The 12,216-nt window shown below is 68.4% G+C and carries 10 protein-coding genes; 6 read left to right on the plus strand and 4 right to left on the minus strand.

Annotated features, from left to right (window positions below):
- Window positions 1-110: 110 nt before the first annotated feature.
- Entirely contained in the window at window positions 111-1,202 is a 1,092-nt protein-coding gene (locus tag ACQ1RG_RS16090) for a branched-chain amino acid aminotransferase (protein WP_009378182.1), read from the minus strand.
- Between the two features lie 108 nt (window positions 1,203-1,310).
- Window positions 1,311-2,348: a 3-isopropylmalate dehydrogenase gene (locus ACQ1RG_RS16095; protein WP_009378174.1), complete on the minus strand. Its 1,038-nt coding sequence runs from the start codon at window positions 2,346-2,348 to the stop codon at window positions 1,311-1,313.
- A 215-nt stretch (window positions 2,349-2,563) separates the two neighbouring features.
- Between ACQ1RG_RS16095 and ACQ1RG_RS16100 the strand changes: the two genes are divergently transcribed.
- The 3 genes from ACQ1RG_RS16100 (at window position 2,564) to ACQ1RG_RS16110 (ending at window position 5,134) form a co-directional block, all read left to right on the plus strand.
- The gene (locus tag ACQ1RG_RS16100; RefSeq protein ID WP_009378173.1) at window positions 2,564-3,415 is read left to right on the plus strand and encodes an HpcH/HpaI aldolase/citrate lyase family protein; all 852 of its coding nucleotides are present in this window, start codon (window positions 2,564-2,566) and stop codon (window positions 3,413-3,415) included.
- Window positions 3,416-3,594: 179 nt separating this feature from the next.
- Window positions 3,595-4,113 (plus strand): phosphatase PAP2 family protein, encoded by a 519-nt coding sequence (locus ACQ1RG_RS16105; RefSeq protein WP_009378172.1) that lies wholly within the window; start codon window positions 3,595-3,597, stop codon window positions 4,111-4,113.
- Between the two features lie 349 nt (window positions 4,114-4,462).
- Window positions 4,463-5,134, plus strand: a complete 672-nt coding sequence (locus ACQ1RG_RS16110) for a LysE family translocator (RefSeq protein ID WP_009378171.1) — start codon at window positions 4,463-4,465, stop codon at window positions 5,132-5,134.
- Between the two features lie 80 nt (window positions 5,135-5,214).
- Here ACQ1RG_RS16110 and serA read toward each other — a convergent pair whose 3' ends face one another.
- On the minus strand, window positions 5,215-6,807 hold the full coding sequence (gene serA, locus ACQ1RG_RS16115) for a phosphoglycerate dehydrogenase (RefSeq protein WP_009378169.1): 1,593 nt from the start codon (window positions 6,805-6,807) through the stop codon (window positions 5,215-5,217).
- Window positions 6,808-6,893: 86 nt separating this feature from the next.
- Window positions 6,894-8,186: a GNAT family N-acetyltransferase gene (locus tag ACQ1RG_RS16120; RefSeq protein ID WP_009378167.1), complete on the minus strand. Its 1,293-nt coding sequence runs from the start codon at window positions 8,184-8,186 to the stop codon at window positions 6,894-6,896.
- Window positions 8,187-8,429: 243 nt separating this feature from the next.
- Between ACQ1RG_RS16120 and ACQ1RG_RS16125 the strand changes: the two genes are divergently transcribed.
- The 3 genes from ACQ1RG_RS16125 (at window position 8,430) to ACQ1RG_RS16135 (ending at window position 12,215) form a co-directional block, all read left to right on the plus strand.
- On the plus strand, window positions 8,430-9,386 hold the full coding sequence (locus ACQ1RG_RS16125; protein WP_009378165.1) for an ABC transporter permease: 957 nt from the start codon (window positions 8,430-8,432) through the stop codon (window positions 9,384-9,386).
- Window positions 9,383-10,378 (plus strand): ABC transporter permease, encoded by a 996-nt coding sequence (locus ACQ1RG_RS16130; protein WP_009378163.1) that lies wholly within the window; start codon window positions 9,383-9,385, stop codon window positions 10,376-10,378. Before ACQ1RG_RS16125 ends, ACQ1RG_RS16130 begins: the two co-directional genes overlap by 4 nt.
- A 166-nt stretch (window positions 10,379-10,544) precedes the next feature.
- The gene (locus ACQ1RG_RS16135; protein WP_009378161.1) at window positions 10,545-12,215 is read left to right on the plus strand and encodes an ABC transporter substrate-binding protein; all 1,671 of its coding nucleotides are present in this window, start codon (window positions 10,545-10,547) and stop codon (window positions 12,213-12,215) included.
- Window position 12,216 lies beyond the last annotated feature (1 nt).

Below are 12,216 nucleotides of genomic sequence, written 5' to 3' on the forward strand. Positions count from 1 at the left end.
ACGCAAGCTGCTCGCGCCGCGCACACCGTCAAGCCGCACAGGCCGTTCAGACCGCACGGGCCACCCACGCCACACAGGCCACGCGAAACCGCTGGCGCGGCAACACCGCCTCAGGCCAGGCGGACGAGCCAGTTGTGCTTGTCCTCGACGCGGCCGTACTGGATGTCGAGGAGTGCCTTGCGCAAGGCCATCGTCTTCTCGCCCGGGGTGTCCCCGTGGTCGATGGTGAAGTCGTCGCTGACGAGCTTGCTGATCGGGGTGATCACCGCGGCGGTGCCGCACGCGAAGGCCTCGACGATGTCACCGTTCTCCGCACCTTCGCGCCATTCGTCGACGGTGAGCTGGCGTTCGACCGGCTCGAGGCCGAGTTCGGGGGCGAGGTCGAGCAGCGAGCGGCGGGTCACCCCGTCGAGGATGGTGTCGCTGAGGGCCGGCGTGAGCAGCTGCCCGTCCTTGGTCACGAGCATGAGGTTCATGCCGCCGAGCTCGTCGATGTACTTGTGCTCCTCGGCGTCGGTGAAGAGCACCTGCTGGCAGCCCTTCTCCGCGGCCTCCTTCTGCGCGAGCAGCGAGGACGCGTAGTTGCCGCCGCACTTGGCGAAGCCGGTGCCGCCGGCGCCGGCGCGGTTGAGCTTCTTCGACAGCCAGATCGACACGGGCTTGATGCCGCCGGCGAAGTACGGTCCGGCAGGCGAAGCGATGACGTAGTAGTCGACCTCGTGGCTGGCGCGCACTCCGAGGAACCGCTCCGAGGCGATCATGAACGGGCGCAGGTAGAGGCTCGATTCGTCGGCGTCGGTGCCCGGCGTCGGCACCCACTTCTCGTCGGTCGAGACGAGCGCCTTGAGCGAGTTGATGAAGTCCTCTTCGCTCAGCTGCGGCAGCGCGAGGCGCTCGGCCGAGCGGTTGATGCGCGCGGCATTGCGGTCGGGCCGGAACGTCCACACCGAGCCGTCAGCGTGACGGTAGGCCTTGAGCCCCTCGAAGATCTCCTGCGCGTAGTGGAAGACCGCTGCCGCCGGATCGAGCACGAGCGGACCGTACGGCTTGACCTCGTGCGCCTGCCATCCGTCATCGTTCGTGTAGCGGATGTGCGCCATGTGGTCGGTGAAGTACTGCCCGAACCCGGGATCCTTCTTGATGTCCTCGCGCACCAGCTCGGGCTGCGGCTGGATGTTCCTGAGGATGGCGAATTCAGTCATCAGAGCTCTTTCGACGTGTGTGAGGCCTACCACGTCTCAGGGTAGTCCATCGGTCCGGCATCCTCGCATCGGGGGTCGGGTGGGATCCCCGCCGAGGCGACCGGCCCCTCAGCCCAGGCGCGCGGCGATCGCGTCGCCCACCTCGGCGGTGGTCCGCTGCGTCCCGTCGCGTTCGGCGAGGTCGGCCTCGACGGCTGCCTCGATGGCCTTGGCCACGGTCTCGAGGCCGAGGTGGGAGGCCATGAGCGCGCCGGAGAGGATCGAGGCGGTCGGATCGGCGATCTGCCGACCGGCGATGTCGGGGGCCGAACCGTGGATCGGCTCGAAGAGACTCGGGGCCGTGCCTTCGACGTTGAGGTTGCCCGAGGCGGCCAGCCCGATGCCTCCGGTGACGGCGGCGGCGAGGTCGGTGAGGATGTCGCCGAAGAGGTTGTCGGTGACGATGACGTCGTAGCGCTGCGGGTCGGTGACCATGTAGATCGTGCACGCGTCCGTGTGCTCGTAGTTGACCGCGACCTCGGGGAACTCCTCGCCGACCTTCTCCACGACCCGTCGCCACAGGTGGCCGGCGTGGACCATGACGTTGTGCTTGTGGACGTACGTGAGCTTCTTCCGCCGCGACTGTGCGCGCGCGAAGGCGTCGCGGACGGCGCGCTCGACGCCGTACCACGTGTTCACCGAGACCTCGGTGGCGACCTCATGCGGGGTGTCCGTGCGGACCGAGCCGCCCATGCCCGTGTACGAGCCCTCCGTGCCCTCGCGGACGACGACGAAGTCGATCTCGGGGCGCGCGGCCAGGGGCGACTCGACGCCGGCGTAGAGCTTCGAGGGCCGGAGGTTGACGGCGTGGCCGAGGCCGAAGCGCATCTTGAGGATGACCCCGCGCTCGAGCACCCCGGAGGGGACGCTGGGGTCGCCGCATGCGCCGAAGAAGATCGCGTCGTGGCCCCGCAGGGATTCGAGGTCCTCGTCGGTGAGCGTCTCGCCTGTGGCATGCCAGCGCTTCGCGCCGACCTCGTAGTCGGTGAGCTCGAGTTCGACCGGTTCGCCCGAGACCTCGATCGCACGCTGGAGGACCTTGAGCCCTTCGGGGACGACCTCGGTGCCGATTCCGTCGCCGGGCATGACCGCAATTGAGAACTTCATGCCGCCACCCTAAGGCGCATCTCATGATGCAACTACCGTGTCCCATCATGCGGACGAGGCGGCAAGTGGGCTCGTCTCCAGCCGGGTGTCAGCCTCGCCAGACCGCTGACGTGGACAATTTCACGTCCCAATCTTCGCATACGGCTACAATTCCACCCTGCAAGGCACGAAGATGGAACTGGCAGAACCACCGAGTCCCGAGAGAAAGTCGATCCTTGACTGAAACGATCCGCAACCGCCGCGCCGCCTCCCTCCCCGCCAAGCTCTCCCGCTCGTGGCTGCTCGTCAACGCGGCGAAGGAGGAGATCTTCGCTCCGGCGCAGGCCTCGGAGGCCGACTCGGTGATCTTCGACCTCGAGGCCTCCGTGGCCGAGGACAAGAAGCTCGATGCCCGCGACAACGTCGTCCGCGCGCTCGAGTCGGGGATGTCGGCGTGGGTGCGCATCAACAAGATGGAGTCGGAGTTCTGGGACGACGACCTCGCCGCCGTCGCCACCCTGCCGGGTCTGCGCGGAGTCATGCTCCCGGAGACCGAACGCCCCGAACAGGTCTCCTACACCGCGATGCGCGCGAAGGCCGGCCTGCCCGTCATCGCCCTCCTCGAATCCGCCCGCGGAGTCGAGAACGCGACGAAGATCGCCGAGGCACCCGGCACCTTCCGCCTCGCCTTCGGCACGAACGACTTCCGCAAGGACACCGGCTTCTCCGGCGATCCCATGGCGCTCGCCTACGCCCGTTCGCGCCTGACCATCGCTTCGCGCATGGGCGGGCTGCCCGGTGCCATCGACGGCCCCTCGGCCGCTGATGCGAGCGACGAGCAGGTGCGCGCGGACGCCGACGTCACCCACCAGATGGGCATGACCGGCAAGCTCGTGCTCGCTCTCGATCAGGTCAACGCCCTCAATGAGGCGATGAGCCCGAGCGAGGACGAGCGCGCGTGGGCCCGGCAGATGCTCGCGGCGGCCGAGGGCGGATCCGAGATCACCGACGGCTCCTACCTGCCCCGTCTCGCCCGCGCGAAGAAGATCGCCTCGCTCGCGGACACCTACGGTCTCTGGAACGCCTGATCCGTCCGCCCGCAGACTCCGTCCACCCCATCGTCCGCATCCCCCGCTGGGCTCTGTGGGCGACGGTTCCCGCGCTCTTCGCGGTCCTCGCCTTCGGGCTCTGGCTGCGGCTGAGCATCGTCGGGCCGACCGTTCTCGACACGTGGTGGGCGCAGCTCGTCAAGGTCCCCGTCGACTCCGTGCCGTACTGGATCTGCGTCACCCTCGCCGAGGTGGGAGGGGCGACGGGCGCCGTCGTCTGCACTGGCGTGGCCGCTGGGATCCTCGTCCTGCTGCGCCGACTGCGCGCAGCCGCTGTCATCGTCACGACGATGCTGCTCGGCGTCGGACTGTCCGAGGCCATCAAGGCGGTCGTCGAACGGCTGCGCCCCGGCGATCAGCTCTACAACTCCCTCGGCTTCTCCTACCCGTCCGGGCATTCGATGGGTGCTGCCGCCCTGGCGCTCAGTCTCGCCCTCATCATCGCCCATGCACGTTCCGGCCGGGGCCCGGACTCGACCCGACTGCGTTTCCACTGGTCGATGGTCCTCGTCCCCGTCTGGATCCTCGCGATGATGTGGTCGCGCACAGCACTCCAGGTCCACTGGCTCACCGACACGATCGCCGGTGCCCTGCTCGGCCTCTCGGCGGCGCTGCTCGCCGACGCGTTCTGGATCTGGGTGGCCCTGCGCACCCGCTCACCGCTGCTCGCCCGCTGACGCCCGACCCTCGGGTCATGCGGGTGCGCGTGGCTCCTGATAACCCAAAACTTCGAGGGCGGCACTGACCGTCTTCCCGACCAGGCGGTTGCCGACCGGCGGCATGCTGGGGAAGACGACGCGCATGAGGAGCGGGCCGGTGAGCAGATCGGCGAGCCAGCCGGGATCGACCCCGCCGGAGATCTCCCCACGCGATCGCCCGGTCGAGGTTGACCCGGGTAAAGGAGTGACGCGGCAGCCGGCAACCCCGAAGCCAGGGCCGCGGCGATCATCGACGCAGGCTGAGACTCCGGGGTCACTCGGGCACCAGGTCCGGCGAACGCGGTCGAGCCGGTCGTAGAATGAGATTGTGCTGACGTGGGCGCAGATGGCGTTGTTCATCCCGGCTGCGGCCGCGGTGGCCGCCTCCCCGGGGGCGAACAATCTGCTCGCTTTCCGTAATGGACTGCGCAGCGGATTCCGTCCCGCAGCCCTGGCTCTGACTGGTCGGTTCCTCGCTTTCACCATCATGCTGGGACTCGTCGTCGCAGGTCTCGGGGTTGTCCTCCAAAGCTCGCAGCTACTCTTCGAGACCCTCCGGATCGTCGGCGCAACCTTCATGGTGTGCCTAGGAGTCTGGATCCTCTGGTCGACTCGCAGGCGCCGCTCTCACGACGATGAGACAGTCTGCGGCGAAGTCGAGGACCACCAGGACGATGCGTCGCATTCGGTGAGACTGGCGATGCAGGAGTTCGTCACGGCCGCGGCCAACCCGAAGGCCCTACTGCTCTTCACCGCGTTCCTTCCACCGTTTGTCAACACGGCAAGCAACGCTGCCCCCGGAAGCGCCCAACTCGCGTTGCTCGGGGCCCTTTACATCGCGTGCGAAGCGGTCACAGCGCTGATTTGGGCGGCGTCGGGTCGCTTGCTGGCCATGCGAGGCGTCAAACAGCGGACACTGCGCCGCCTCGATCAAGCCTCCGGTGGTGCTTTCATTGCACTCGGCGGTGGACTCGCAGCGTCTGACTACTTTCGCCGGTGACCATCACCTCTTCGCGAACCGCGTGACGGGACCGCCTCGGACTCGGAACAGGCGAATCCGGGGCCAGTGGCGGCTCGCCCTCAGTCCTCCTCGAGGGAGACCGCGGAGAACGCCGAGGCATTGACGGCCCCGGCCACGGCGCGCACGACCTCTTCGGGCACGGACGTGTCGACGGCCATGACCGAGAGCGCCTCGCTGCCCTCCGCCGAGGGCGAGACCTGCATGCCTGCGATGTTGATCTCGTTCGCCCCGAGCGCGAGGCCGAGCTGGCCGATGATGCCCGGACGGTCCTCGTAGCGGAAGATGAGGAGGTTGTCGGTGAGCTCGATCTCGAGGTCGTAGCCGTCGACCTCGGTGAGCTTCTGGACGAGCTTCGGCCCGGTCACGGTGCCGGCGACCGTGATCCGCTGACCGTCCCCGGTCGTCGCCGTCAGGCGGGTGACGTTGCGGAAGGACTCGCAGTAGGGGTCGGTGACGAGTTCGACGCCGATCCCGCGCTCCTCGGCGAGCAGCGGGGCGTTGACGTAGGAGACCTGGTCGGACACGACGTCCTTGAACAGGCCCTTGAGCGCGGAGAGCTTGAGGACGGAGACGTCCTTGTCCGCGATCTCCCCGTTGACCTCGACCTTGAAGTGCGTGACCGAGGACTCGGCGAGGGCGTTGACGACGCGTCCGAGCCGTTCGGCGAGCGGGATGCCCGGCCGGACGTCCTCGTGGATCGCCCCTCCCGCGACGTTGACGGCGTCGGGGACGAGCTCACCGGCGAGCGCCTTGCGCACGGACTTCGCGACCGCGACCCCGGCCTTCTCCTGGGCTTCGGCCGTCGAGGCGCCGAGGTGCGGGGTGACGTTGACGGCGTCGAGCTCCATGAGCGCCGAGTGCTCGGGGGGTTCGACGTTCCACACGTCGATGCCAGCGCCTCCGACGGTCCCGGCGGCGACCGCCTCGGCGAGGGCGTCCTCATCGATGATGCCGCCGCGGGCGACGTTGACGAAGCGGGCACCGGGCTTGGCCTGGGCGAACTGCTCGGCCCCGATCATCCCGATCGTCTCCGGGGTCTTGGGCATGTGGACGGTGACGAAGTCGGAGACGGCGAGGAGCCCGGGCAGGTCGACGACCTCGACGCCCATCTGGGCGGCGCGGGCCTGCGTGATGTAGGGGTCGTAGCCGACGAGGCGCATGCCGAAGGCCTTCGCGCGCTCGGCGACGAGCCCGCCGATGCGCCCGAGGCCGACGATGCCGAGCGTCTTCTCGTAGAGTTCGACACCGGTGAACGTCGAGCGCTTCCACTCCCCCGCCTTGAGCGAGGTGTTGCCCGCACCGAAGTACCGCGCCGAGGCGAGGATGTGGGCCATCGTCAGCTCGGCGGCGGAGATGATGTTCGAGGTGGGGGCGTTGACGACCATGACACCCGCCGAGGTGGCGGCCGGGACGTCGACGTTGTCGAGTCCGACCCCGGCGCGGGCGATGACCTTGAGCCTCTTCGCCGCGGCGATCGCCTCGGCGTCGACCTGCGTGGCCGAGCGGACGAGGATCGCGTCGGCATCGACGATGGAGTCCAGGAGCTGGGAGCGGTCGGCGCCGTCCGTGTGACGGATCTCGAAGTCACCCCCGAGCGCGTCGATGGTGGCCGGTGACAGGTTTTCGGCGATGAGCACGATGGGCTTGGGCACGAACAGACTCCTTAGGGTTCCGGGACGGGCCCATCCTAGGTGAGTCCGGGAAAGCGTTCACGAGATCTCAGATTCTGGGAAAGTCCTCAGAACCCGTTCGGCGAGTACGGCATCCGCCCGAGGCTGAACATCGCACTCGCCTGCACGGCGGCACCGGGGACGTTCTCCTCGATGCGTCCGGCACGGACGAGGATGACGGGGTCGGCACCGCCGAAGTAGAGCGAACCGAGCTCGGCGATGCCGAGGCTGAGGTCGGCAGTGGTCGACTCGGAGGCGGTCTCGACGACGGCGTTCTCCCCGTCGGAGGTGATGCGGAACTTGCCGCCGGTGAGCTCCTGCGGGTCGTCGATCTCGAGCACGAGGGTGCCCGCGACGTACCAGGGGCGGGCCTCGAGGGCGGCCTTGACGTCGAGGATCCGGATCCAGATGTTGTCCTCGGTCGACGTCGTCCGCACCCGGCGGGAGTCGGTGAGCAGCCACGGCAGCGGTGAGTCCTCGGCCGATTCGCCGAAGGTCACCCGGCTCGAGAGATCGATCGCGGCGAGGAACGACCACAGCGAGGCGTAGGCGGCATCGGTGGCGGCGACGAAGTCGATGAGCTCGATCGTCGGCGGCTTGACCGACCAGCCGGCGAACTTGTAGGACACGTAGCCGTCTGGCTGCCCGTCCTCACCGAAGTGGAGCGCGGCGCGGACCCCGCGGTCGGCCTCCCCCGTCTCGGTGTTGAGATCCCCCGTGGCCCGCTCGATGTAGGTCTGCTGCCTCTCCATCGCACCCGGTGAGGTGCGCATGAACTCGCCGTAGATCTTCGGGGCGAGTTCGCGCAGGACGCTCGGCAGGCACATCTCGACCCGCCGGTCGGGTTCGCGGATCATCTGGAAGCCCGGCGAGGTGTCGACCTCGATCGCGTGCGACCACGTCGCCACCCCGAAGCCGTAGCGGGAGTAGATGCCGCCCTCGGTCGCGGTGAGTGCGGCGAACGGGTAGCCGGCGGCCTTCGCCTCGGCGAGGTCGGTCGTCATCATCGATCGGAGCAGTCCGCGCCGCCGGTGCGTCGGGCGCACGGTCACCCACGTGATGAGGTGGGCGGGCACGAGCCGGCCGCCGCCGACGTTGACGAGCTTCTCGAACCACGCGAACGTCGCCACGGGGATGCCGGAGTCGAGGGCGTACTCGTATTCGCTCTCGGCATAGACGGCGGTGAGCCGACGGTCATCGTCGATCGCGCGCTGGACGCGCTTCTTCAGCGCCTCATCGGTTGACCGGGAGTCGTGGAAGCCGACGCTCGTCGAGGCGAAGTAGCCCTTCGTCCTCTCATCCGGCTCTCCCGTCGACTCGTCGAAGGCGGGGGTGAAGCTCTCGAAGCGGTAGTTCGTCACAATGTCGCCTTCCTCGAGGATGGGCCGGGTGGTCCTCCCTGCGACTCTAGCACCGGCTCTGTGACCTGGCCCTCGGCAGCGCGCGGCCCCGCCCCGACTCACCTGCCGTCACCCACGGTCACCGGCGGCGGCTGTCACGGAACTTCACGACTTTGCACAGGCGACGATCAGGCGCATAATTGTTGAGCAGTTCGGCGATCCCGGATGCGATTGGCCCAGCCGACCACGAATCGAAGGACCCCGATGCCCACTCCGACGCGCAGCCGCCGTCGCTCAGACACCGTCTGGTCGCGTCTGCGCCGGTCACGCCCCGCGATGATCGGCCTCGGACTCGTCGTTCTCTTCGTCCTCCTCGCCGTCCTCGCCCCGGTCTTCTCGTGGCTGACCGGCAACAGCCCCTACGCGTACAACCCCGATCTCCTCGGTCCGGACACGGCACCGGCGGGGCCGCTGGGCGGGATGAGTGCGGGGCACTGGTTCGGGGTCGAACCGCGCACGGGCCGGGACCTCTTCGCGATCGTCACCTACGGCGCCCAGGTCTCCCTCCTCATCGGGCTCGCCGCGACGGTCGTGTCCGTGGCCGTCGGGGTCGCGATCGGGCTCATCGCCGGCTTCTTCGGCGGAATCGCCGACCGTCTCCTCTCGCGCCTGACCGACATCGTCTTCGGCTTCCCGTTCCTCATCTTCGCGATCGCGCTCTCGGCCACCGTGCCCGCGAGCTTCCCGCGCCCGCTCCTCCTCATCCTCGTCATCGGCCTCTTCGGGTGGCCGCAGGTCGCCCGCGTCGTCCGCAGCGAGACCCTGTCCCTGCGCGAACGCGGCTTCGTCCGTGCCGCCGCCGCACAGGGCACCGGGTCGGCCCGCATCATCGTCCGCGAGATCGTGCCGAACATCGCGGCCACCGTCATCGTCTTCACGACCGTCTCGATACCCGGCAAGATCGGCGCCGAGGCGGCCCTGTCCTTCCTTGGGGTCGGCGTCAACCCGCCCACCCCGTCGTGGGGGCGCTCGATCTCCGATGCGATCTCGTGGGTCCAGGTCGACCCGATGTACCTCATCTTCCCCGGCATGGCGCTCTTCCTCGTCACGCTCGGGTTCAACATGTTCGGCGACGGTCTCCGCGACGCCCTCGACCCCGCCGAGGAGCGGGGCGGGGAGACGGCGAAGGCCGACCCGATGAGCGCAGGAGGTCAGCCGTGAGGCTCCGATTCATCGTCTCCCGGATCCTCGGCGCACTCGTCGTCCTCCTCCTCATCGCGGCCGCGTGCTTCGCGATCTTCTACCTCATGCCCACCAACCCGGCCCAGCTCTCGTGCGGCAAGCCCTGCTCCCCCGAGCGCCTCGCCGAGGTGGAGCGCTACCTCGGCGTCGACCAGGCGTGGTGGAAGCAGCTCGTCGACTTCCTCGCCGGCATCATCGGCGGACGCACCTTCGGCGAAGGCGCGACGGCCATCCACTGCAATGCCCCGTGCTTCGGGTATTCGTTCCGCCTGCGCGACTCGGTCACCGCCCTCATCCTCGACCGTCTGCCGGTGACGCTCTCGCTCACCCTCGGCGCCGCGGTGCTCTGGGCGATCGGCGGCATCGCCGCGGGGCTGCTCGCCGCACTCAAGCGGGGCACGTTCACCGACTCCGCGGTGATGGGGGCGGCGATCACGGGGATCTCGGCACCCACGTATCTGCTCGGCCTCCTCGGCGTGCTCCTCTTCGGCTTCGTCCTCAACGTCCTGCCCATCGGCGGGTATGTCCCGCTGACGGAGAACCCCGCCCTGTGGGCGTTCCATCTCATCCTGCCCTGGGTCGTGCTCGCGATCGCCAACGGCGCGATCTACGCGAGGCTCACGCGCGGGCAGATGCTCGACGTGCTCAGCCAGGACTACATCCGCACGGCGCGGGCGAAGGGGCTGAGCGAGACCGTCGTCGTCGGCAAGCACGGCCTGCGCAACCTCGTCGTGCCCCTGACCACGCTGTTCGCCATCGACATCGGCGGCCTGCTCGGCGGGGCGGTGATCACGGAGAAGGTCTTCGCGCTCGGCGGGGTCGGCACCCTGCTCCTCGAATCGGTCGCCAGCCTCGACATCCAGGTCATCGTCGGCGTCACCCTCTTCGCCGCCGCCGTCGTCATCATCGCCAACCTCATCGCCGACCTCAGCTACTCCGTCCTCGACCCGCGGATCGGAGCCGCCCGATGACCCTGCCCTCCCGGCTCCCGCCGCACCGACTGACACAGCACCGACGCCGATGTCGGCGGCAGCGATGTCGGCGCCTGCGGGCCCCGTACGTCCAGACCCCAGGCACCCAGACCACAGCCACTCAGACACTAGACTCCACTCCACCCACTCCACGCAAAGGACCATCATGAAGCGCATCGGCCTCGCCGCCGCCGCCCTCGCCCTCGGCCTCGTGCTCACCGGCTGCAACGCCAACCCCGGCCTCAACGACGACTCGCAGGGCAACACCCTCGGTGAGACGCAGAAGGGCGGGACGCTCAACATCTTCACCGACGCTCCCGACATCGACTTCGACCCCGGCAAGAGCCAGGGACTCGCGATCACCTCGCTCTCGCTCGTCCACCGTCGGCTGACGACGTGGGACATCCAGCCCGACAAGCCCGGCAAGGTCGTCCCGGACCTCGCCACCGACACCGGCACGGTCAGCGACGACGGGAAGACGTGGACGTTCACCCTCAAGGACGGACTCAAGTACGAGAACGGCCAGCCGATCACGACGCAGGACATCAAGTACGGCATCGAACGCTCCTTCTCCACCGAGCTCTCCGGCGGCCTGAGCTACCACAAGGGTCTGCTCGAGGGCGGCGCCGAATACCAGGGCCCGTTCAAGGGCGAGGACCTCGCCTCGATCGAGACCCCGGATGAGAAGACCATCGTCTTCCGCCTCAACTCCTCCTTCGGCGACTTCCCCTGGATCGTCTCGATGCCGGCCTTCTCCCCTGTGCCCGAGGACCAGGACGACCCGAGCCGGTACGGCATCGACCCCATCGCCTCGGGTCCCTACAAGGTCGAGTCGAACCAGTCCGGTGCCGAAGCAGTGCTCACCCGCAACGACCAGTGGCAGCAGGACACCGACCCGGTGCGCACCGCCGGACCCGATTCGGTGGTCTTCAAGCTCGGCCAGGACGCCTCGGTGACCTCTCAGGCGCTCATCTCCGACTCCGGGGATGCGAAGAACGGGTTCTCCGCGAGCTTCGTGCCCGCCTCCCAGCTCGCGCAGGTCCAGAACGATCCGAACGCGAAGTCCCGGCTCGTCACCTCCGGACCCGGCGCGCTCGCCTACCTCGCGATGAACACCGAGCGCCCCGGCCTCGACGACGTCAAGGTCCGCCAGGCGATCAACTACGCCGTGGACAAGAACACGTTCCGCATCGCCGGTGGCGGGGAGATCTCCGGTGACTATGCGACGACGCTCATCACGCCGGGCATCCCCGGACGCGAGGAGTACGACCTCTACCCGGCCGAGCCCGGCGGCGACGTCGAGAAGGCGAAGTCCCTGCTCGCCGAGGCCGGCGCCGACCTCGGCACGCTCACCCTGCTCACGCAGAACTCCGCGACCTTCGTCGCGCAGGCCGAGGCGATCCAGCAGGCTCTCAGCAGAGCGGGCATCACCGTCGAGATCAAGTCCGTCGACGCGAACACGTACTCCGCCGATGCCACGGCCAACGACGCCGACTACGACCTCGTGCTCGGGTCGTGGCAGCCGGACTTCCCCTCGGCCAACGGCAACATCCAGCCGCTCTTCGACTCCTCGCAGATCGGCAACGGCAACTACAACCTCTCCCGCTACTCGAACAAGGAGGTCGACGCGCTCATCAGGAAGGCGACCGAGACCGTCGATCCGACCGAGGCGCAGAAGGTGTGGGCCGAAGCCGACCGCCGGATCATGGAGGACGCGCCCGTCGTGCCGCTGACGTACAACAAGAACTCCTTCCTCCACGGCTCGAACGTCGAGAACTTCATCATCGGGGAGTTCCCGGCCTACCCCGTGTACTTCAAGGCCTCCCTCAAGGGCTGAG

The organism is Brevibacterium sp. K72 (assembly GCF_050562175.1).
GTDB classification, from domain to species: domain Bacteria; phylum Actinomycetota; class Actinomycetes; order Actinomycetales; family Brevibacteriaceae; genus Brevibacterium; species Brevibacterium casei.